Here is a 24,774-nt window from a genome sequence, read left to right on the forward strand (position 1 = left end):
CGATGAAGCCGCAAATCTTTAGAGGCGATTTTAGACAGTTCACCCCTGTAGCTTCGCTAATAACGACACAAAAGCTCATGTGGAAATATGTGGCTACCGATGATCAAGATCAACAGCGAATAAACAATGCGCTGGGTACACTTGAGCAATTAGCATTAACCACTGCTCCAGAAAACGCATTAACTCAAATGCAAGAGTTTACACTCACTGGCCAAACCGGGGAGCAACCTGGAACTTTGGAAGATTGTCGCTCCGCGTTAAAAATTTGGGCCCAAGGAAAATTAAACGCACCTGTCGACGTATTGGATGCTTTATTTGATAATTCAAGCCAAACTGTCTTAACCGCGGATAATCTTTTCGCCTTGGGGCAAATATTTTATGCGCATGAAGTAAGTCATTTAGAAATGGCGTCTAAAAATGCTTCCGATAGCTTTTTTGTGCTCGCCCAACAAATACATCAAGCATTTGGCCCACAACATTTTGCAACATGGAAACGCTATTTCATCGACCCATCGCAGAATTTAAATGAGTGCCTGACTAAAGAAGAGCTAGATACCGTAGCGCTAAGTATTGTGACCTTAAAAGATGATAAGCCACTCCACAATATTTGGTGGGCTTTAATTAGCGCTCATGGAGCATCTACCGGTCTTACCCGTTATAGCCCTTTATGGCGCAGTTTTCAAAAATTACTAACTTATACAGAAAAGCATGGTCTGATACTCAATGAAACAAGCATGCTCGAGTATTTAAACAATGCAACTGATTTTCAAGCACAAGTCTTCCTCGACCGCTTATACAATGTCTTACGCAATAGCGAAAAAGAACTATTAAAACAAAACATCCAACAAGACATTCTAAATAATATTCATCATATTGATTGGCGTCATAATGGATTTTATTACGCATCTCATTACGAAAAATATCCTTATTGGTATGTATCACTTGAGTTAACTGAGTTTAAAGCACACGATAAGCAGGTTAATCCAAGTTATTTATTAAGTTTGGATAATACTGCACAAAAGAATCCGCATGACCTCGTTATTAGCAGTTTGCGTTATCTTAGTCAAAGAATGCGTATATTGACCACGGATTTTAACTGGCTACAAGAAGTAATTAATCGAAATTTAGTAGAAACAGGTCTGTTGGCTACCCAAAAGGGACCTTTAGCATTGCGTCTATTCGTCGTTTGTTTATCTCAAGGATTGGATAGAACTTCACATATTGACGAAGAGTTAATCGTTAATCAAATTAATGCCTTACAATCTATAGATACGGATATCCTGACTTGGTTGAATAAACAAGTACTTTTGGATGGAGAACTTATTCCTGGCTCATGGCAGGTAAAATTTGAACATCTAGCGACGTTAGCAAAGACAATTCAGACCTCCACACTAAAAAATAATATACTGAGCTTAAGTAATTTTGAAGCCAGAGAATTTATCAACAACTGCGGGCGTGCTTTACAGTGTTATTCAAGCAAACATGTTGCAGACACTTATTTTTCTAAAACATCCTACCCATGGCTTAATCAAAATGATCCTGCACAATCTGCTTTAAGTGAATTATTCAATACTCTAGAACGAGATCATTTACAGTCTGACAGCACCTTATTAAGTGCATACCCTTGGCTGCTCCTTGAAAAAGATAAAGTAAGTCAAAGATGGGGTGATCCGCTTTCTGCTGCTGGCTACAGGAGTTATTCGTTCTATGAGCAACAACGTATATTAAACAAACAACTAAGATCCATTGATTTTGCTAAATCATCGCATTTACCTTCATACCAGGAGCTGGTAACGCTTAGAGAGCAAATGCGAGTTACCTATGACGCCTCAGCACGCAAGCAATTTATTAGCGAGCAACTTGAAAAAGGATGCAGCATTACCAATCAAGATGCGGCCTACCGTTTATTGAATCCAGAAGAACAAAAAACGGCTCATGAATACCTAAGCAAGTATCTAAAAATTAATTTTAAATCGCAAAATATTAAATTATGTGAACGCTTATTTACTGAATGCATTGCCGTGAGCGTTGAAAGCGCCGCAGCACATAAGCGCTTGGAAGCATTCTTAAAATTACTAGTAAGCATTGATAATAAGCCTCATTTCAACGATTTAGGGCTGGTCTTAGGTTTGCTCATAGAGCAATCCCAAAAAGGAGTACAAAAATACTACTCCTTAGAGCAACTGACCAGTTATCTGGATTGTTTAATTGATAGAGAACATGCGGCCAACGATCACTACCCAATCCATATTTTAACCACTGTTTTACACCAATATGACAGCACAACAAATCAACATTCATCATTATTAAATAGCAACTTAAACGAATTAAGATCAGAAATTTATCCAATACAACTCCAGAAAAATATTGCGGATATCGTGCGCTCCGAATTACCGAGCCAATACAAACCTATACTCACTAAATTTGCCCTGCATCATCCTGAGGACAGTCTTTTTGTCAATACGGCAAGAAGAACACTCCAATCGCTGCATCAAGAAAATGCAAGTCCACAATGGATAAAAGGCATTGGTAATTTTATCAGCGCCATTACCGATCATGAACTTCCTTTGCTCTACTCAAAACGCACAAGAATTTTAAGCCAGATTTCTCTTTCTTTTGAAAGAGCCACTAGAGAGTACAGCGGTTTATCATCACAAGATAACGAGCATTTGCACAAGCTCTGGCAAGACAGCCAACTGAGACTCATTGAAATTTATCAACAAAAAGACAGCAAGATTAATGGCGATGCAATTGATTTCTTTGCTCTTCAAGAACGGCCTAAAGACGCATATATTCGCATGATCGTCTTACAAGCTCTTGAACTTGAGAAATTAAACCTTACCGAAAAACTAGTCGATCTAGAGCATCTTAAGTCCCAACTGCAACGCCTTGATGAAAAAGAGTTAAGTGCTTTAGCAGTCTACTGCCATTCATTGCCGGTGCCTTCAATCGAATTATTTAATAAACTGACTAATCCGCAAGAATTTACCAGTACAGAACAATTAATTCACCGATTCGAAACAATAGAACAAGCAATCAAAGATAAAGAGAAAAATACATCAAAAAGACATTACAGCATTACAGCGCGTGATAATGCGGATTTAATCCGTGTATTTCAGGGCTTAAAACAAAAAGGCAAAGGCGTTATTGCTGAAGACCAACAAAAAAAATTACTCGAGCTACTTTATTACGTTAATGCGTTCAGCCAGGTTAATTATTTGGGCACGATCTCTTTTAGCAATTTACAAGCACTACTTCTAGAGCAACGTAACGTGCTTCTAGATAATGCCGCAACTCCAGATGAAAAAAGTATGGCCTCTGCGCGCATGCTGGCGTGCATGCGTGAAGTGCTGCTACGTAAAACCGGTAAATGGGTCAATCACACGCAAATGCTGGATCTTATTTATGCGGCGCAGCATAACAGTGAAAGCCTACTCCACCAGGTGCGTACAGGGCAGGGAAAAAGTATTATTTCTCTGATGCGTGTTTCCTATCTCGCATTGAACGGCCTCGTAGTCGACATTTTCAGTTCGAAAGACAGCTTATCCAAACGCGACCAAGAAGAATTCAGTCACGTTTTAGATGCAATCGGCATCCGTAATTCATACATTACCCCTAGTTCACCTGCAGATAAATATCAAACGAATGACAGCCCAAAAAATCTTGGCGCCGTTAATTTTTGTACTATTGGTAATGCCAGCCTCTTCCAATCAACACAAATTTGGCAACACATTAAAAACATTAATTTAGACCCTAAATTACGTGTTGCTTTTGTAGACGAATGTGACTTCGTACTTAAATTTGAAGACACCCAGTTTAACTATTCTGCCAATAATGGTGCCGAATCTATTTATAATTTTGATGAATGGGTTTATCGCATTGCGTATAAATATTTCATAGAAAATAAAAACAGTTTCCCTCAGGATGAACAAGAGGTATTGCGAATTTCGCGCAACGTCCACCTAAAAGCACTGTGTGAATTGCTACAACAAGAAGCTAAAAACAGCCCTAAACAATCTGATTTTATCGAAAAATACATTGTTCCGGCTGCTGATGGTGATCTCAAGGCCGTTGCAAAGCGGGATAATATATTAAAGAAACTCCTTGTTGCCGCTAACTCCGCACAAAATTTAAAGGAAGACGTTCATTTCTGTATACGCCCGGATCAACAAATAGCAGGACAAAGAACTGTCATTAACACACGTTTTGCCAAGGTACTTATTGGTAACCAAATTAAGCATGGTTCAACCTATAGTGAGTTGGTACATCAATTCTTGCACGTACGTCTCAATGAGGAAGCCATTGCTAAAGGCCAAGCACCTAACTTTTTTGTCGAACCAGACAGCCAGGTCGCCCTCTCAAGTAATGCCAAGTATGACCTGAAAAAACACTATCAAAAACTGGAAGGCTGCACCGGTACAGCCGGTAACAAAGAAGACTTAAAACTGTATGAAGAAATTTTTGGGATTAAACATGTAATTAAATTACCATCACATGAAGAGTTGCGCAGTAAATTCTTGGGCGTTATTTATGCTAAGGATAAAAAACAACAAATTAATGCCCTTGTTGAGCACCTACTGCAATTTAATGATCGCCCCATTCTGATGACCTGTGAAGATGATATTGCCGTGAAACAAATGGCTACTTTAGTTAAACAGGAACTGGAACAACGCGGAGTATTTAATCCTGATAATTTTATTATCGATACAAATGACAGTGGTTTAGCAGAAAGTGAGGTGGTACCACGCGCAGGGGCAGCAGGAAAAATCACCATCAGCTCAAGGATGGGGCGCGGAACAGACATCAAGCCAGAAACCGAAGAAGGACTGATGGTCTTACGTACCTACCCTACACTTCCGCAAATAGTCAAACAAGAAACTGGACGTCAAGGAAGAAATGGAGCCAAAGGAACCAGTATTGATATCATTAATTACAGTGATGTATTAAAAGAGCATAAAAAATATACGAAAAAAGATTCTCCTCAGCAAATACGCTTAGCAGAAATAATGCATGAGGAAGAACAGCATCTGGCGCAAAAACTCCAGAAACATATCAATATTGGCTCGGTTAAATGGGAATGGCTAGCCGATTCCGAAGAAATGAAAGAAAAATATTTAATCACACGCTCAGTACAACAATTCAAATATGAGCTTAAAAAGAAAAATGAACTTTACCTGCGCCGTAAAGAGTTCCTGATTGCTTCTTTGTCTGGCGATGTAGCAGACGTTATCAAACGTAATTTTGATAACACGGCATTCCCCTTAACACAATTTAAGGATGATTGGCTTGAATGCAATCAAAAAATTGAAGCCTTATGGAACATCCGTCTGGCAGGAAAAGCAGGCGATAGTGAAGAAGTTTATGTCGAGTTTATCAAGCATGTAGCCATGACATGGAACATTTTTTGTCTACGTTACAATGATTTAAATTCAGCGTTACTTGCAGATCCTGCCAAAGCCTTAGGAACAAATATCGAGAGACTGGGCAACAAAGTCAATGATGAAATCAAAAAAAATATTGAGCAGTACATTCGGATTTTAACTCTGCAAAAAGAACAAAATTTACTCCTAAGCGAGGAAGCAGGTAAACAACTTAGGACATTAAGAAATATAATCATTAAAGAAGTACTCTCAAAATGTGATCCTGATGAAAATATAGATGCAGATCGTGAACTCTTCGAAAGAGCAAGCAATTTACGCGACTTAATCACCGATGTGCTGCATGATGATAAAGAGCAAGTATCTTTGGCCGCCAAGGCGCCCACGGCTCAAAAGCCGACAACCTCTACTCATGGTCCTGAATTTAAGTCCGTTGTTTCCTTCTACCAAGAATGGATAAAAGGCGCTGAGCGCTATTATTTTGCTGCAGGCATACCCGAAAAAACGCGCCAAGCGATTTATGGAAAATCACCATCTCATCTGCCACTTTTCTTCCAATCAATCTATGAAACAAGTCTTATGAAGAATAAAGAAGCAACAAAACAGTTATTTGATGCATTATCTTCATTACCTAAACCACAGTTATTCCTGGTCCCAATTAAAAACTTAGCGCATACGATCACGCATTTATCAACACGATCAGAACATCCCGATTTTCAAAAATACCTTGACTGCCTCAATGTGTTTTTCAACATTGAACAACTGCAAAAAATAACCCCCAGAATGTCAACACCAGCAGATCTTAAAAAAATTGGTTTGCTGTTGAATATGGTCATGAAAATTTCTACAAATAATTTCATTGAGCAAGACAGTAGAAAAACATTCGAATTGATTACAACGCTTTCTCAACGCATTCGCGAAGACTTTTGGGATGTTTTTGATAAAAAACTGGCTGCGGATATTGAAGCAGTATTCACCTACAGCCCTGAAACAACGGCTCTATTAACCGAGAAAACGCTGGATTTGGATCTATACCACATAATTAGATCCATTAATCAGAATAAAGAGCATGCGATGCGTGAGCAGCGAATCGTACAAATTGGAAAATATCTCCATACCCATCATAAGGAACTAGCAGAAGGACACTTGGGTGTACTAAGACCGCTATTTCAAATGGTACTCGGTGACGCTGCAGAAAATTATCTCCCTAACCCACAAGTGCTGGCGGGAATGCCTACAGAAAGACAAAAAGAGTTTTGGAACTTTATTGCACAACGACAACCGGTATCGCAAAAATCAATCGACGAACTAGTGCGGATTTTACATAACGGCTTAGATACAGCCGAGTTTGAGCAACAGATTTTTACACCAATGATGCAATTACCCCCCTATGTCTCGGTGGGCTATATTGCTGAACATTTAAAAGGGAACATCAGTCGAACAAACATTACTGATGGTCAAAGGGCATTAGCACAAATTAAAGAAGCAGCTTTAGCATTTACCCAATTTGCACACCAAACTGGGCTTATTACCGCAGATCAAAAGTATGCACACGATACTCATAAATTATATGCTGATTTTGTAAATGCATTTAATTATTTTGAACCCGAAGAAAATAAACTATTCTTTACGCTATGCGCTAAGAAAAAATATGCAGGTCTGCCACTACACTCGCTACTTGCTCTGTGTAATACATGGAAAAGAAAAGGGATTAATGATTTACATGAACTCTTAACACTTGCTGTTGATGTGATGAATATCCCCGCCGATTGCCGCGATCCCATCATTGAAGCCTATAATAAGGGACTAAATGATGGCGAATCCCTGCATCGTCTAAAATTATTCATTACCCAGGTTAAGGGTCTCACTATTGGCAACACCTTAATGACAAAGCTATGGAACACGTGGCACGACAAGGTTATAACATCAGAACAACATCTGAATATAAGTGTGCAGTTTGCGCAAAAGGCTGAAGGGACATTATCGGTTACTGATATAAATGCACTCAATATTTATGACACATGGATTAGCAATCCAAACGATACAAAAATGCTGGATGATTCCGTGGAACTAATTAAGGAAATTGCGAAATTTAATATGCACTATCCTAATGTGCCACTGCTTGCTGAATTTGTAGAAGGTCCCAAAGACCCACATATTAGAGAGCGCTACCACCAATTTTTACATGCCATAAAAGATAAGGACCTTAATGAGGCGACCCTATTTAACCTGTCCCAAGCATGGCTCTCAGGGAGAATCGCTAATTTAACCCTGTTGCAACAAATCATTAACACCAGTCAATTAGCGCAAAAACTACAGCAAAAAGAAAATTGGGCTGATTACTTTATGTATGCGGCAAAAAATAACGTTGAGCGCCAGGGAATTATGCAACTTATCCATCATAATATTTTGGATTTAGGCAGTGCTTTTTCGAAAAAATGCTATGACGAATACGGACAATTAGCACTTAGGGAAATTAAGACGCCGGAACATTTATCCCAAATGACGTTAGTGCAAAGAAGAACTTCGTTAACGACGAACTTTAAAAAAGTAGTTGTGTTTACGCAGGAAATAACAAGCATTAATAATGATATTATTCCTGAGAACGCACCCAAAAAAGCAGCTACTGGTGAAATGAATCAAAACAGCTTGTTCTTTGCGGAACAACAAGCTGCTTATAAGAAAGAATGGTGGGTTAACAGTACGCGTAAACAACAAGCGAACTCCCTATTTAAGAATTTAAATACCATTTCAACCAATAATAAAGCCGATTTCTATCAAGAATCCCTAAAACATATCTGGACAGCGCAAAGAGAAATTTTAGAAAGTGATATTGGTACAACGAGAAATAAAAAAGGATACAGCAGGCTCTATGACATCACCGTGCAAATGTCCATCCATCTCATGAAGCAATATATTGCTGATGCGGACATAGGCATTCAAGATAAGCTATGGCTAAATGATTCATTACAAAAACAAATAGGTAAACATATTAGCCTATTAGCAGAGCGCTTACCTGATGCTCATGAATACAAAGCACTATTTAGTACCTATACCAATAATTGCGAAAAAATGAAACCAGGATCAACTGAGTTCATGGTATTTCAAGAACAGTTACAGGAAGTAACGAGCAATAAAGTTCCCAAACATTTGCGCTATTTGGTAACTAATATTGCGTATTTTATGGATCTAGCTGGCGACAATGGTGCCTATAAAGAAAATAAGGCACCCAAAGCATTGTAAGATTATTTTGAATGCGGTAGGAACACTACTGCATTCAGGCTTAATGCTCTAAATAACAGGAATTCTATTTTCTCAAACGAAAAATACCTCTTCATCTCCCCATCGAACCAGAGATAACAAACCATATAGCCACTCTAAAAATGCTATGTTATACTGAAAATAACGTCTATTAATTGTGTTATGATAAATTGTCTAATTCAGAAAAACACCCTAAGTCGCTGCGCGTATTTTTTGCTACAGAAATGTGGGAACGATATGGTTTTTACGTTGTTCAATCGCTTCTTGCTCTTTATTTAGCCTTGCATTTTAAATGGCCGGATAAAGAAACTTATGCCTTAGTAGGCTCATTTACAGCGCTCACCTACCTCTCTCCAGTTGTCGGTGGTTGGATAGCAGATAAATTACTTGGTCAAAAACGAGCCGTCTTGTTAGGCGCTGTCGTCCTTTTTATTAGTTATTGCCTTTTATCAACCGTAGACAGTACAACCATCTTGACTGCCTCTTTAGCGGGTGTTGCTGTCGGAACAGGTTTATTAAAACCCAATATTTCCTCACTTTTAGGCAATGAATACCTGCAAGGTTCCGCCCGACGTGAAAGCGGATTCACTATTTTTTATATGGGGATTACCTCTGGTATTATCTTGGGAACTACCCTCCCAAGCATACTTAATGAATATTTAGGTTGGGCTGCCTCATTTACCAGCGCAGCAATTGGGATGATTATCGCATTTATCGTATTTTTACTTGGCATAAAAATATATAAAATTAAAGATTATAATTCTTTTGTATTTCAATATAAAAAAATCTTTACCGCATTCGGATTAATGCTCCTATTATGGTCCTTATCTTTTTATATTTTGAACTCACCACAATTAGCGAATCTAATCTTTGGCCTTGTTGTCTTATTCTCAGCAAGCTATATTGTCTATGCGGTAAATGGTGAAAACGCCAATCAATCACGCAAAACGCTCATTATCGGCTTATTGTGCATTATCTCAGTCGTCTTCTGGTCTTTTTATTTCCAAATGTTTATGTCACTAACGCTCTTTATTTCACGAGTTGTGGAACCAACATTTTGTGGTATTCAGTTTCCTGCCCCCTATTATGTCACCATCCAAAGCATTGGCATGTTGATTATTGGTTATTTTTTAGCAAAGAAAAATCCTCAACTCAATTTAAAAGAACGCGGTTTAAATATTGGCAAAAAATTTCTGTTTGCTATTTTTATTACCACCGTAGCATACGCTATTATCGCGTTGGTTAGTAATTTCACCGAACGCTCAGCCTTATTATCGCCATTGTTAATTATCCCAGCTTATCTCATGTTTTCTTTAGCAGAATTATTGCTCTCTCCTGTTGGCTTATCGGCAATTACCCTTCTTGCTGATAAAAATAAAGTCAGCACCATGATGGGGATCTTTTTCGTTTCCTTAGGTATTGGTGGATTTTTATCTGGGAAACTGGCTTCATTAACAGCCATTCCAGCAGGTGAAACGAACGTTGCCATATTAAAAACGCTTTATGCAACAGCATTTGCACAACAGTTAGGCATCCTTTGTATTGCCGCATTAGGGTGTCTCATACTCTTTGCTGTAATTAAATTTTTACTCACACATATGCAACTACCAGAACATTAATTTTGCAAATATTGGGTCAACATCTAACCTCACAATTACGTAGCACGGGCCATTTAACCCAACATTGGCTCTTCCTTACCCGCTTGGCGTTGCGATGAGCACTGCTGTTGGATCAAACAACCCCTGCTACATTATTGATAGAAGTATAATATATTACTTTAAACGCCTAGCAACTCCCAATAAATACTGATATCATTCAGCGCTTTTTGATAGAAGATTTCTTATTATTATGTCAGCACAAAATCCAATGTTACCTAAACTAATCCACGCCCTTGAAGACATTCAAGCAGTAGATATTAAAGTGATTGATGTCCACAAACAAACAACCATCACAGACTATATGATTATTGCCTCAGGTCGTGCCTCACGTCATGTCAAAGCTGTAGCACAAAAAGTAATGGAAGACATGAAAATGGCTGGTTTGCCTGCATTAAACTGCACCGGCATGGAAACTGGCGACTGGGTGCTTGTCGATTTCGGCGACTTTATCGTTCACATAATGCAACCTGAAAGCAGACAATTCTACAACTTAGAAGGTCTTTGGGAAGAGCAATCTAGCTAATAAATGCCATGTTAAAAATTACCGTTATTACTTTAGGCAATAAAATGCCCGACTGGGTGACCCAAGGCTCCAATGATTATGCCAAACGCTTTAATGACGGGATTCAGCTGAAAATAGTTGAAATTCCGTTAATTCGCCGCAGTAAATCTTCTGATCTCGCACGTATCATGGAAAAAGAATCTGTCTTGATTAAAGAAGCCCTACCTACGGGTGCACGGATTATTGCATTAGAAATTGAAGGGAAATCATTTGGCAGCGAAGAATTAGCCCAGAAAATAACCCAATTACAACAAACCTCAAGTCATCTCTGTTTTCTCATTGGTGGTCCTGAAGGCCTCTCTCAGGAAGTACTTAAACTATGCCATGAGCGCTGGTCTTTATCAAAATTAACCCTTCCTCATCCTTTAGTGCGAGTTATATTACTGGAAGCCTTGTACCGGGCTTGGTCGATTATCAATAATCATCCTTATCATAAATAACCAGGGTCTCTAGGGTCTGTTGAAATTTAATTTAATTTTCTAACGTCAACCCAGATGTTGTTTATAGTAAAAAAAGCCATTTTGATATACTATGCTTTTTTTTGCTCCATACTAACCCTCTGTGCGTAATGAGTCTTAATCAATCGTTTAGAAATTATCAAACAGAATCACAGCATCAACGTTTTAGACTTAATTTGCTGGTTGCTTTTATCATCATTTTATCGTTAATTCTGATATTACGACTTGCATACCTGCAAATCTCAGAATTTAAAAAATACCAAACCCTCTCCTTAAAAAATCAAATGAATATTACCCCTATTGCGCCCCCCAGGGGTGTAATCCTCGATAGAAATGGGGTATTAATGGCAGAGAATATCCCAGTCTATGTTCTTGAAATTATCCCCGAACACGTCAAAGACATGCAGCAAACACTAAAACAACTGCATAAGCTAATTCCATCGATTAGTGAAGATGATATAGACAGCTTTAACCGAGCAAGGAAACAAAATCGCTCGTTTATGCCGATTCCAATTAAATTAAAATTAACCCAAGAAGAAGTAGCACTTTTTGCAATTAATCAATACCATTTTCCTGGGGTTAGCATTAAGGCGCGTCTAATGCGTTATTATCCGCTAGGCGAAATCACCGCGCATGTATTAGGCTATGTGGGACGTATTAATATTCAAGAACTAAAAACAGTTGACCCCACCAATTACCGAGCGACCAATTTTATTGGTAAAGCTGGTGTTGAAAAATACTATGAAGATATTCTCCATGGTAAAGTCGGCTATCAAATGGTTGAAACGGACGTTAGTGGACGCACATTAAGGGTCATTGATAAAATTAACCCCCACTCGGGCGCTAAACTTTACTTAAGTATCGATACCCGTTTGCAAAAAGCAGCTTATGAAGCCCTAAAAGATAAACGCGGCGCCGCCGTAGTTATTAATTCTAAAAATGGCGAGGTTTTAGCAATGGTGAGCTCACCTAGCTTTGATCCCAATATTTTTGTCAGCGGAGTGAGTTCAAAAGAATATAAAAAATTATCCAACACCCTACAGCGACCTCTGTTTAATCGAGCAGTTCGTGGCGTTTACCCCCCAGCTTCGACCATCAAACCTTTTGTTGGTTTAGCCGGCTTGGATAAAGGATTCATCACAACATCAACCACAATCTATGACCCAGGAAAATATAAACTATCGAACTCCAGCCATTACTATAGGGATTGGAAAAAAACGGGACATGGTATGATTAATTTTAAACGCTCAATCACTGTTTCTTGTGATACGTTTTATTACCAATTGGGTAATAAAATGGGTATTTCCAATATTGAAGACATGCTGGTTAAATTTGGTTTAGGCCATTTGAGCCATATCGATCTTTATGAAGAAGCATCAGGAATTGTGCCGAGTTTACGCTGGAAAAAACAAACTAAAGGCGTAACCTGGTACCCTGGCGACACCTTAATCACGGCCATTGGTCAAGGTTTTATGCTGGCCACACCACTGCAAATTGCCAATGCTACAGCATCCTTAAGCCAACATGGACAACGTTTTAGACCACATTTATTAACTAAAACGGTAAACAGTGATAACGGTGAAATAAAACGTTATAAACCCATTGAAGAATATCCCATTTATCTTAAAGATGAAGACAATTGGGATATTGTTAAAGAAGCCATGCACAGCGTACTTACCAGCAATGAAGGAACTGGTTACCGATTTGGACGAAACCCACCCTACCCTGTAGCAGGAAAAACTGGAACGGCGCAAGTATTTAGTGGCCGCCAATATGAAAAAACAAAGTATGAAGATATACCCGAAGCGTTACGTGATAATTCATTATTTATTGCCTTTACTCCAGTAGATAAGCCTGAAATTGCATTAGCAGTAGTCGTTGAAAATGATGTTGTTGCTTCTGTAGTTGCACGCAAGATACTCGATACTTATTATGAACTTTATCCGATGAAAACGAATCATGAACAGACGACACACTAAACCCGTTTATCGCTTCACTGCGAAATCACTGCATTTGGATCTCCCTTTATTGGGCTTGCTGCTGCTCTTAATTAGCTTTGGCCTGTTGATTTTATACAGTGCATCTAATGCCAATATGAGTATGATTTTTCGTCAATCCATGCGCTTGGTTATTGCATCACTTATTATGATTGTGCTTGGTTTTATTCCACCACATAAATATAAAATCTGGACACCCTGGATTTACAGTATCGGTCTGGCCTTGTTAGTTGCCGTAATGCTCATGGGTAAGATTGGTAAAGGGGCCCAACGATGGCTGGAATTAGGTTTATTCCGCTTTCAACCGTCAGAAATCATGAAACTGGCTGTGCCCATGATGGCCGCCTGGTATTTTGACCGCCAAACACACCCCAGTAGTTTAAAAGCTATTTCTGTTGCCGGACTTATTATCGGCATTCCGGCTTTACTGATCGCCAAACAACCTGATTTGGGTACGGCAATTATGGTAGCTGCAGCAGGGTTTTGCGTTATATTTTTAGCCGGTATCCGTTTTAAAGTAATTTTATTAATTATTCTCCTAATCGGCTCAGCAATACCCATCGTGTGGCATGTGATGCACGATTATCAGAAACAACGCGTTTATACATTGCTCGACCCCGAACAAGATCCCTTAGGTTCAGGTTATCACATTATCCAATCCAAAATTGCGATTGGTTCCGGTGGTCTTGTCGGAAAAGGCTGGTTGCAAGGCAGTCAATCGCATCTTAACTTCTTGCCAGAACATGCGACAGACTTTATCTTTGCCGTAAGTGGTGAGGAGTTTGGCTTTGCCGGCGGCTTTGCCATCATTGCGCTCATTGTTTTAATTTCATTAAGAAGCTTAAACATTGCCTCCCACGCCCAAACAACATTTACCCGCCTCCTGGCCGCAAGTCTTGCCATGTCTTTCTTCATGTCTGGCTTTGTGAATATAGGGATGGTAATGGGTATTATTCCCGTAGTGGGAATTCCTTTGCCTCTAGTAAGTTATGGTGGCACGGCGATGGTGACCTTTTTAGCCAGTTTTGGCATATTAATGTCGATTAGCTCGCATAAGATTTTGTTTAATTGTTTGCGTTAGTGAATTTAACTACTCGTGCAAGAGGGCACCAATGTTGCAAAAATGATCCGACTTACAAAATCCTACGTTTTGGGTGGATTTCAATTGTAAATACCAAATTAAATGATACTTATATACGTGTTCCATGCATTCAAAGATTGAACTGAACATACGCATGATTTCAAATCTTTTAATAGCTTGGCCATAAGCTGGATTTTTATGCGTATTAATCGCACTGATATCACACGAGGGATTACTCCTTATTAGTTTTTTAAGAGACTCTTTAGCAGCAATAGTATTGCTGCTAAAGAGTCTCTTAAAAATCAATCGCCCCCTCCTCATCCACTGCAAGAGAAAGATATAGTACACCATTGTTTCGGTGTTTGAATTTATAACCGCAAGCTTATCGTCTGCACCATTATTTAAATATGCCATTCCTTTTTATGGTGTTATTCTCATCATCACAAGTTTTTTTCTGTGTTACAAAAAAGTTATTTAAAACTTTGCGGCCAATTTCCGTTGTGTTTCGATTCAAGGCAAGGGCTACACCTTCTATAAGATTATTTACTCATGTTACGCACACTCCATTTTAAGCGGCCATATTTTTAAGCTCCTGCCACGCAATCTGACTTGCTCTAAGGATTAGTTTGTACTTGATGGCAAAGTGATTTAACTGAGTTTTTATCTTCAACAGTTCCAACTTGCAATAGGCAATAATAGAAGCATAAATATGATTACACTGAGTTTTGACGGTTCGAGTGGGTGACTTGGTTAGCTTGCATTTTGCTTAATTGACTTGTGATACTCTTCAATCCGCCACCGTTTCTGGTACACTTCATAAAGACGTTCGGCACTACTTAGCCTGTCATTAGAAACAAGATAGAAAATTCCTGTTGAACCATTTTCGTTTTTGAAAATCTTTTTCAGAAGCCTCACGGGGAAGTCTAGGCCTTTAAGCCAGACTGTGTGCGCTATATCCTCGTCAAGTTCTAATGCCCTTACTTGTTCGTACCATCCGTTTTTGGCATCGTTTTCAGATAAGACTAATATGCGATTAGACTTGAGCCCAATGATTAACGATTTTTGAAGGTTGAACCATATTGGCCTTCGAGCCAAACCAGTTGTCGGCCAGCACATAATCAAACATTACCTGATTGGTAATGGCTTGGGCAATCAGGTTTTGAAATAATTGATTTTTGGTTACTAATGACTTTCTTCTCGTTTGTCTGGTTTTAATATCACAATAGGCAATTTCTTTTTTTAATCACCTCATATCCTATGGGTACACTGAAGTCAGCATAGCGAACCATGCAAGACAAGATATTTATCCCTTTGAGTACAGCTCCTTTGACATGAGAGTAATACCAGAAATTCACTTCATTCTCATCGGTATATGGTTTTTCTTCGATGGAATCATCAAGTATCAAATATAAATCAGCACGAACCGATCAATATATACTCAACACACCCAGAATAACAGCAAGTTATAGGCTACAATTAATACAAATAATAGATAGTGAGTTTAAAATGATGCGCGGAGTAGAACGTGATTATAGTGAGTTCACACACTTGAAAGAAGATTCATGTGCAAAGGTTAGCCAACAAAATGCAACGCAAATGCTTGACGGTGCAAAAGATCAAATAATAAAGAAATTGCAAAAACTGGATGTTAATAATATTAAAGAGGTTGAAGATTTATATTTAATTGTTGCCCAACTAACCCATGCAGCCTCCTATGTAGCCGCGATAAACAAAGCAGAGAGAAAAAGGACTTCATTTGATGATGAGATTGAAAGTATTGGCCTTGATGATATCGCTCCTATATTACTAGATACATTCAAAGATCAGCCACAAACATTAAATTTAGCCAAAATAAATTTAATTGATGACACCCATAAGCCGAGCAAACAAGCTTGGGCTGGCTTACATTGCAGGATGGTACTAGTGGCTAACGCAACAAAAGCACATCATGTAATGGCAGTTTTAAAAGATAATATCCCAACTTACAAAAGTCATCTTGAAAATAAACTTAAAGAAAATGGAGTGGTTATACCCCCCCCCAAGGAAATGCACGATGCCCCCCCTACAATAATCAAAAAACTAGTCACTAGATATCACGTCGTTTCAGATATAGAAAATAGAATTAAGGATAAAGAAAGTTTAAATGAAAGCGATATGAAGTTTGTAAAAGAAAAAATAAAAATATGCCTTGCTCATAAACCAGATTGGTCTGAAAGACCTTTTCTTCAAAAACTCACAGACGTTTTAAGTTTCGGTATAAAGCCTCTATATAGAGCATTTTTTTCCAAAGAAAAAGAGTTACAAAAGACACTAGAGCAATCGATTACGCAAAAATAGAAATCAAACCGAAAATTGAGTAGCCAACTGTTCATGGATTGGCAAAAAACAAAATTTACTCTTAGCCAGGCGTTGGCTTGCTTGTGCCATCGCCAATCAGGCCTGTCCTCCCAAAGATTTAGTACCCAATACCAGCGCATGCTAAAGTGCTTCCTCAGCCCGGTTCAAAAATAAATTAGCCCTGTCCCGATTTCTTATCCATAACTCGCGTTAACTTAATGGCAGAGGGACTCCCATTGATTATACTCAGAGCAAAGCCGCCACCGGCGCATAACTACGTCGATGAATCACACAAGGACCGAGGTGCACTAAAGCTTCTCGATGCGCAACAGTTGGATAGCCCTTATGCCCTGCAAACCCATAGCCAGGATAAATGGCATCAAGCGCCTCCATTTCTTCATCGCGTAGTACCTTCGCTAAAATCGAAGCCGCACTAATTTCAGGAATTAAACTATCCCCCTGAATAATTGCCCGGCAGGGAACAGCTAACCTAGGTGCATGCGCGCCATCAACCAATACCTCATCAGGTTTAATCGGTAAGGCCTCTACCGCTCGGCGCATCGCTAGCAATGTTGCTTGATGAATATTTAGTGCATCAATTTCATCAACTTCTGCCCTGCCATAAGCAAAAGCTAAAGCGCGTTCTTGTATTTGTAATGACAACAACTTGCGTTTTTTAGGGGTCAATTTTTTAGAATCAGCAAGTCCTTCTATTGGTTCTTTTAAAATAACCGCTGCTGTAACTACGGCGCCCGCCAAAGGACCACGCCCCACTTCATCAACACCTGCAATTAGTGCGTTTTTATTCATTATTATTCCACTCAGCTCAATATAGGCCTAATAATACCCATTTAAAATTGATTTATCACCCAGGAAATGCGATCATTACGCACAAATTATTAGCAAATAAACTTATTTCTATGAATAAAATTCGCTGCGCAGTTGTCGGTGTCGGCTATTTAGGTCGATTTCATGCACAAAAATACCAACTTATCCCTAATGCAAAATTAGTTGCGGTCTGTGACGCAAGTCAAACAGCAGCAGAAGCAGTTGGACATGAATTAAATGTTCCGGCCTACACTCAATATCAGGAATTATTTAATCAAGTTGATGCGGTAAGTATTGCGGCGACAACAAGCAAGCATTATGAAATAGCTAAAGCCTTTTTAGAGCAAGGCATTCATGTTTTACTTGAAAAACCAATTACAGAAACCACCGCGCAAGCTGAAGAATTAATTCAACTGGCTAAAAAGCATAATGCAAAATTACAAATAGGACATCTTGAGCGTTTTAACTCAGCTCGGCTCGCACTCGATAATTATTTAACAATACCGCACTTCATTGAGGCAGAGCGCCTAGCGCCCTTCACGCCACGCGGTGCTGATGTGAATGTGGTGCTTGATTTAATGATTCATGACATTGATCTGATTCAGAATATGATAAAAAGCCCTATTGTTTCTATTCTGGCACAAGGCACGCAGGTACTAACCAAGACGATTGATATTGCTCATGTACGTCTTACTTTTGCTAACCATTGTGTTGCTAATCTAACCGCCAATCGTGTCAGTCTTAAGACCTCACGTAAAACGCGAATATTCCAAGATGATTCGTTCTTATCGATTGATTATCAGAGTAAACAACTTTCCGTATTTAAAAAAGGGACCGGTGAAATGTTTCCTGGGATTCCTGATATGGTTCATGAAGAAAAAGAACTGGAAAAAGGTGATGCTTTGTTAGAAGAAATAAAAGCATTTCTCCAATGCATTGCCGAGAATAGCGACCCCATAGTTACCGGAGAAGATGGTCTAGCGGCATTGCAAACCGCAGAACAAATCACTGCATTGATTCATACTAACCTGCTTGAACGCCATGCAAAAAGCTAAACGCGTTGTCATCATTGCCGGTGAAGAATCAGGAGATGTTCACGCATCGGTCTTGATTAAACAATTAAAGGCCAGTTACCCTAATATTGAAATTAGTGGGATTGGCGGCAAGCACATGCAAGAAGCTGGTGCAGAATTAATCTCTGATCTAGCACGTTTCGGCGTTACAGGAATTACTGAAGTTATTCGCCATCTTGGGGTTATTCGTAAAGCATTTAAAGCCATCAAGAAACATTTAAGCGAACAAAAACCAGATTTACTTATTCTAGTCGACTACCCTGGCTTTAACTTGCGGTTAGCAAAATATGCCAAACAGAAGTTAGGACTTAAGATCGTATATTACATTAGTCCGCAAATTTGGGCTTGGAAAGCAAAGCGTATTCATCTCATCAAAGAATGTATTGATATGATGGCGGTTATTCTCCCTTTTGAAAAAACAATCTATGATAAAGCTCAAGTACCCGTACGTTTTGTGGGGCATCCTTTGGTTGAAAAAATAGCTGCCGTTGAAGATAAAGCATCACAACGAAAGACCTTAAATTTACCTTTAGACGCTCAAATTTTTGCGCTTCTCCCTGGCAGTCGCAGCAATGAAATTGAGCGACATATGCCCGTATTACGTGATACAGCAAAGCGCCTACATCAACGTTATCCTGACTTACAATTTGTCATTCCGATTGCTGGCACTATTAATGCAGAAAAAATAACGCAGTATTTTGCCCAAAGCACCCTGCCAGTGACCTTTATACAAGGCCAGGCATTAAACTGTATGGCTGCCGCAGATTTTGTAATTGTTGCTTCTGGCACGGCATCACTTGAATGTGCCTTATTAGAAAAACCAATGTGCATCATTTATAAATCATCATTCATCACCTACATTGTGGCCGCAAAACTCATCAAGGTAAAATTCCTGGGATTATGCAATCTTTTATCAAATAAAATGATTGTGCCTGAATTTTTACAGTATGATTGTAATCCTCATGAATTAAGCAAATACATCACTCAATTCTATAATGACAACACGCAATCTAAAACGATGCTTGCTCGATTAGCAACACTTAAAGACTCTTTGTCTTCAGAAAGATCCGACTGCTCTTTGTTTGCCCTAATAGAGAGTCAATTGCTCGAAAAAAATGCATCATTTTAGCTTGAAAATATAGAATATCAATTATCCTTCATGTACAATTAATTTTGCTTTCACTGTAAATGTAAGCAATTGGACTGTCGCTGATTTAATTAACAATAAGGAAGTTAAGATGAATGTCATTGAAACACCTGAAACTACCCAATCAATCACCAAACAAGATCAAGGTCTTCAAGATCTAGTGTATAATCTTGTTACTCGTTTCCTTGCTGAAAATAAAAGCAAAAATATAGACGATCTTTATGACATGATACTGTCTGAAGTTGAACCTCCATTATTACAAGCGGTAATGGAAAAACGTCGCGGTAATCAATTACAAGCAGCTAAAATGCTAGGAATTAGTCGCGGCACAATTAGAAAAAAACTACAAAGATATTTTGGAACAAAATACTTCCGCTTAACGGATGAATAAGGTATAGAAGAAAGAGGCTCGTTCATCGAGCCTCTTTCATTTTATCTCCATGAATAAACAATCTTTTTTTCCCTCTATATTTTAATAACTGTTGACTCTTGAATACCTTTATATAAGATAGCTTCTAAAGAATTCTAGGAGGATCCTCATGTTATCTGATGTCAATATCAGGGAGTTAAACCAGCAAGTAACCGATAAGTACATCGGTACCGCAACATACTCTACCCTACTACACAATTTAGTAGAAAAATCGCCTATTTCTGCCATAGTAAATGATATCAATACTCAGTTAGCTTTAATTGTTAAAAGTGATAAAACCAATATTGAGTCACTTTTAGTAAATAAAGCTTACGCATCGCAGATGCAACAAGATATAGAAGAAAATCAGAGTGATGCTCAAGAGATGAGGAACGATTTATTATTATCCTCCCAATTAACTCTGGAGGCGACGGCTCTTACGAAAAAAATCTCAATGTATGGATTAAGAATACAGAATGACAGTGCGAATATCGACTACCTGCAAGACAAAATAAGAGAACTAAATCAACAAATTGCAAATTATGGTGCGACTCATCACCAGCCAAACACCGATCCATATAAACAAACAACCCATGGTCATTCGCACGGACAAACAACCCATGGTCATTCGCACGGACAAACAACCCATGGGCATTCACACAGACAAACAACCCATGGGCATGGTAATGCAGAAGTCTCATTAGAAAAACAAAAACTAATATCACTAAAAGAAAGACTCAATACTGAATTAAGTTTGGCACAAAAAAACTTAAACGAAATACAATTAGAATATAACAACACAAAAAATCATGCCCAAACAATAGAAAAAAGCCTAACTAGAGAGCTACCTAAAAAAGCGCAACAAAGAAATGAACGCGCTATTGAACGAACTGCACGTGAAGATGCGCGTCTAAAAAATGCATCCAGAAAGCAACACCTTACCCCTCACAACTACCAATTATTAGTACATACAATTGCGATTGCTCATCAAAATATAGACCTACAAGAAAAGCTGTTCAAAGATGAAGTTGCCAAGCAAAGCTATAAGCTATTTGTTGCACGTATTGAAACCTACTTAAAATCTGAATCGAAACTAAGTTATCACGAAACAGAAGCATTGAAACAGGTTATTATCCACATGCATAATCACTTTGAAGTACTTAAAAAAAGAACTGTTGAAATGGAAAAATTAGAACGTGCTCAAAACAATAAAAATAGATTGGTAGGTGAACTGCGGCAGGAAGAACAAAAGCTTCATCAATTAAAAAATAATCCTATTCTGGAATCTCAAAATCAACAGCTACTCGAGCAAAATCAACAGCTAGAAAAAGCAATTGAGCAACGCCATACACTGAATAATAAGCTTCTTAAAATTAGCGCGTTTACCTTCTTATCAACTGGAACATTGCTTGGCGGCGCATTTCTGGCAATGAAATTGCTCCCCCTCGCAGTCAGTTTAATTCCCTTATTATTCATCCCTGCGGGGATAATTGCTATAGCAACCATTGGACTTTTAATTGCATCATTGGTTTATACTGTCCGGAGTAATTCAGATAAATCCCAACTAAAACAAAATAGTGCTACAATCACCAGCAATAGTGAACTAATTTCCAATAAAAATAATACAATCAAAACGCTTGAACAGATAACAATACCTTCATTAAAAACTCAACTGAATGATATTGAACAACTTATTACAGGACTTGAACAGCGCATTAGCGATCTGGAAAAAGAGGCTGAGCTATCCTTAAATAAAGCCCATAATGTAAACCCAACTGCAACCAAGGATCCCAATTTCATCTTTACGCCACCTATTCCAGAGACAACTGAGCCCACTCCTTCTACGTCTCCAAATAAGGAAGATATTGATTTTGTATCGGCGACTTTCAGATCATAATATAGGCAGATTAAAATGTTTGTAATCTATCATTCCTAAGGGGATTCTTCGCAGCTGAGGAGCATGAGATAGTCGGCTCTTTTTCATGTGCAAAAAACCCGCCTGTATTTAAATAGGAGCTTATATTTTTAAAGGTAGTTTGCTGTGCGGGAGCCTCAGCTGAGTGCCGCAACACGTCAATTCCAATGGATGCTGTTTGGCGGATAAATTCTGTTGATTGATTGCAATGTTGACTTAACAAATAAGACATTTGCGATACATTATGCTCATTATTGCCTAGCATCCCTTCTGCTCTTGCTGCAATTTCATTTACAATCATATCTCCAGGAGCTCGTATAATAACTCGCACCATCATATTAAATAGGGTATTGCACATTCTACTTAGAGCATGTAAAACACGAGTCACATCTTTAATAATTTTTTGTCCTAACTCCTGCCAAGATTTTAGAGACCAAGTTAGAGGACTCAAAAAACAACGAACAATCAATGGAATATAGTCTGTAATAATAATTAATGTTCGGTTTAAAGAGGTTTTTTTTGTAGGAGGATACAAAAAAGCAGATATTCCTTTTATAAAATCACTTTTATTTTTAATATCATTAAATAACTCTTCAAGCATCATCAGCAATGCACGTTTTTCTCGATGGGATAAATACTGGAGCGAATCGTTCTGATTTACCAGAATTTGAAAGAATTCTATTTGTAACAAGAGTTCTTTACTTAAATTTAATTGATTAAGATTACTATTTAATGCCTCCTGGTGAGGCTCGCAGTCCATGGAATTTATACCTAAGGGATGATTAATACCCATTGTATTTTCAAAAAATTCTATTACTAGAAAGTAGTTAACTGCATCATTGTTGGCTATTTGGGTAATTACATTGAGAATAGATTGAGGAACTGCATTTTTTAATAGAGAAAATAGTTGCGTATATATTTGCGTCACCAACGGCAATGCAGCTGGAGCCAGCATGGATAACATTGCGCCAAGTTGCATTAAGAGAATTAAATTTGTTTTAAAGGGATGTTTAGCTAAGGAATAAGTAATCCCTTCATCTATACTTGTTTTCATTTTATCAGAGATGAAATTTAATAAATCTGTCCATTCACCAGCACTTAGATGGTAAGGTACATTTGCCATTTTGTCGCTTGTTATAAATATGGAATCCGTATTTTTGGAATTACTTTGTTGCACAATGCTCTTTTCTTGTTCTTCAAACGGAGCTAGTAGTTGTAGGTTTTTTTCTTGAATATTGTTAAGAGCGGATTTTGTTTCCGATAAAATTATTTGGCACTGGTCAGTTCGCTCCTCTTTTTTAAACTTTATTTTTACATCTAACAGAATATCATAAAATCCTATAACCAAGCGGGAAGCGACATCCAAACAAGTTCGTCCGACATCCTTTAACAAATTAATTACTAATAAAGCCAATTGGTGCCCTTTTATTGTGCCAAAACTTGTTCTCTTAAATGAGCATGAATCAAAAATTTCTTTAATTAATGGCGTAGTATTATTTTGAAGCTTATATGGAAAAAGAAAGGCACTTAACGAAGGAATTTTTATCAAATCAAAGGTGAACAGAGCAGTGAATAAAGCAACGGGTAAGTCGATAATTAAACTTATTAGGAAATATGCGGATCCTCGAACCAATCTGTTAAGTAAGTTCAATATCGAAAAATTCTTCCAGGAGGTTCTTTTTTGATTGGAAGCAAAATCATTTAATGGAGCCCCATTTAATAGATATTCTCCATCTTTATACTGAATACCATATCCTGATATTTCATTAATGGTATAAATGACCTGTTTTGCCTTTTCCTCATCTAGCTCAGAAAAATCAATAGCTAAATTATCGATAATATCTTCGAAATTTCCCTGATGAGATGCCAAAATTGGATTATGCGGATCCGCCTCGTAACTTTGAATCGCTTGCAGCGCATTTTCGCAAGCAACATGTAGCTCTCCTCGAAAAAAGGATTTTTCTTGACGACTATATACAAGGTTCTGATTAAACTCTTGTATTTTTGTAATAATTGCCATACCCATGTTTTTTACTTGGGTATGAATTGAATTAGGACCAGTAGGCTTTAAAAGGATTTCAAATTCTTGAGGTGATGCATTTTTAATTTTTCCTGAGATTGTTTGTAAATTTTTCTCTAATCCTTCATATAGTGTTTCCATTTTATGAAATACATTTTTATCATAGACTAATAACGAACTTAATGTATTACGATGAATGATTTTGGATTTAATTAATTCGCTTATTACCTCATTTATTTTTACTTGAAGCTCAATTTTCTGCTGCTCGTGCTGATATTCATCCATGGTATTTGTCATGCGCTCTATAGGTTCTAAGGCCGTTAATAAATCTTGAGAAAAATCCAGCAAGGAAATTTTTTCTTTATAAAGAGAAGTGACTTTATGAGTTTCATAGGCACGCGTTAAAACTATTTGACGGTATTCGCCTAATTTAATTATTGCTTGTGAAATTGGAGTTTCTGCAGGAACCAGTCCATATCGTTTGAGTTTTTCGATAGTATCTTTTCTAGTATGATAGATAAGTGTTTTAAATTTTCCGTTTTTTTCTATAATATGAACTGCTTCCGTGGCTGAGGTCTTGATTTCCTTTTTAGAATAATAATCTAACTCATCTGAATAAATTTTTCCTGGTATTTTAGAAATCTTAGGAG

The 24,774-nt window shown here is 38.0% G+C and carries 13 protein-coding genes and 1 pseudogene; 11 read left to right on the forward strand and 3 right to left on the reverse strand.

Annotated features, from left to right (window positions below; all coding sequences use genetic code 11):
- Positions 1 to 2 precede the first annotated feature (2 nt).
- From LDG_RS12110 to rodA, 6 genes are all read left to right on the forward strand, one after another.
- On the forward strand, positions 3 to 8,621 hold the full coding sequence (locus LDG_RS12110) for a hypothetical protein (RefSeq protein ID WP_040535689.1): 8,619 nt from the start codon (positions 3 to 5) through the stop codon (positions 8,619 to 8,621).
- 188 nt (positions 8,622 to 8,809) lie between these two features.
- The gene (locus tag LDG_RS12115) at positions 8,810 to 10,258 is read left to right on the forward strand and encodes a peptide MFS transporter (protein ID WP_006871667.1); all 1,449 of its coding nucleotides are present in this window, start codon (positions 8,810 to 8,812) and stop codon (positions 10,256 to 10,258) included.
- A gap of 229 nt (positions 10,259 to 10,487) precedes the next feature.
- A complete protein-coding gene (gene rsfS, locus LDG_RS12120; RefSeq protein ID WP_006871668.1) occupies positions 10,488 to 10,820 on the forward strand; it encodes a ribosome silencing factor in 333 nt (110 codons plus the stop codon).
- An 8-nt stretch (positions 10,821 to 10,828) separates the two neighbouring features.
- Positions 10,829 to 11,299 (forward strand): 23S rRNA (pseudouridine(1915)-N(3))-methyltransferase RlmH, encoded by a 471-nt coding sequence (rlmH, locus tag LDG_RS12125; protein WP_006871669.1) that lies wholly within the window; start codon positions 10,829 to 10,831, stop codon positions 11,297 to 11,299.
- Between the two features lie 128 nt (positions 11,300 to 11,427).
- Entirely contained in the window at positions 11,428 to 13,296 is a 1,869-nt protein-coding gene (gene mrdA, locus LDG_RS12130) for a penicillin-binding protein 2 (RefSeq protein WP_006871670.1), read from the forward strand.
- Positions 13,277 to 14,395, forward strand: coding sequence for a rod shape-determining protein RodA (gene rodA, locus LDG_RS12135; RefSeq protein ID WP_040535691.1), 1,119 nt, complete (start codon positions 13,277 to 13,279; stop codon positions 14,393 to 14,395). Before mrdA ends, rodA begins: the two co-directional genes overlap by 20 nt.
- 568 nt (positions 14,396 to 14,963) lie before the next feature.
- On the opposite strand, the pseudogene LDG_RS20830 reads toward rodA, so the two are convergent.
- Positions 14,964 to 15,801: pseudogene (locus tag LDG_RS20830) on the reverse strand (transposase); the annotation flags it as partial.
- On the opposite strand from LDG_RS20830, the gene LDG_RS12150 reads away from it, so the two are divergent.
- The gene (locus LDG_RS12150) at positions 15,782 to 16,732 is read left to right on the forward strand and encodes a hypothetical protein (RefSeq protein WP_006871673.1); all 951 of its coding nucleotides are present in this window, start codon (positions 15,782 to 15,784) and stop codon (positions 16,730 to 16,732) included. The pseudogene LDG_RS20830 and the gene LDG_RS12150 sit on opposite strands and share 20 nt — an antisense overlap.
- Positions 16,733 to 16,978: 246 nt before the next feature.
- On the opposite strand, the gene rnhB is transcribed toward LDG_RS12150, so the two are convergent.
- On the reverse strand, positions 16,979 to 17,542 hold the full coding sequence (gene rnhB, locus LDG_RS12155; protein ID WP_006871675.1) for a ribonuclease HII: 564 nt from the start codon (positions 17,540 to 17,542) through the stop codon (positions 16,979 to 16,981).
- Between the two features lie 110 nt (positions 17,543 to 17,652).
- Between rnhB and LDG_RS12160 the strand changes: the two genes are divergently transcribed.
- The 4 genes from LDG_RS12160 (at position 17,653) to LDG_RS12175 (ending at position 22,086) form a co-directional block, all read left to right on the forward strand.
- Entirely contained in the window at positions 17,653 to 18,615 is a 963-nt protein-coding gene (locus tag LDG_RS12160; RefSeq protein WP_040535701.1) for a Gfo/Idh/MocA family protein, read from the forward strand.
- Positions 18,602 to 19,762 carry a lipid-A-disaccharide synthase gene (gene lpxB, locus LDG_RS12165; protein ID WP_006871677.1) on the forward strand — a complete coding sequence of 387 codons (1,161 nt, stop codon included), beginning with the start codon at positions 18,602 to 18,604 and terminating at the stop codon, positions 19,760 to 19,762. The genes LDG_RS12160 and lpxB overlap by 14 nt, the downstream gene beginning before the upstream one ends.
- A gap of 109 nt (positions 19,763 to 19,871) precedes the next feature.
- Positions 19,872 to 20,171, forward strand: a complete 300-nt coding sequence (locus LDG_RS12170) for a helix-turn-helix domain-containing protein (RefSeq protein WP_006871679.1) — start codon at positions 19,872 to 19,874, stop codon at positions 20,169 to 20,171.
- A gap of 148 nt (positions 20,172 to 20,319) precedes the next feature.
- Positions 20,320 to 22,086 carry a hypothetical protein gene (locus LDG_RS12175; RefSeq protein WP_006871680.1) on the forward strand — a complete coding sequence of 589 codons (1,767 nt, stop codon included), beginning with the start codon at positions 20,320 to 20,322 and terminating at the stop codon, positions 22,084 to 22,086.
- Between the two features lie 10 nt (positions 22,087 to 22,096).
- On the opposite strand, the gene LDG_RS19710 is transcribed toward LDG_RS12175, so the two are convergent.
- Positions 22,097 to 24,774: hypothetical protein (locus LDG_RS19710; RefSeq protein WP_040535694.1), on the reverse strand; the 2,678-nt coding region annotated here is incomplete at its 5' end.

The sequence above is a fragment of the Legionella drancourtii LLAP12 genome (assembly GCF_000162755.2).
In the GTDB taxonomy this organism is placed as follows: domain Bacteria; phylum Pseudomonadota; class Gammaproteobacteria; order Legionellales; family Legionellaceae; genus Legionella; species Legionella drancourtii.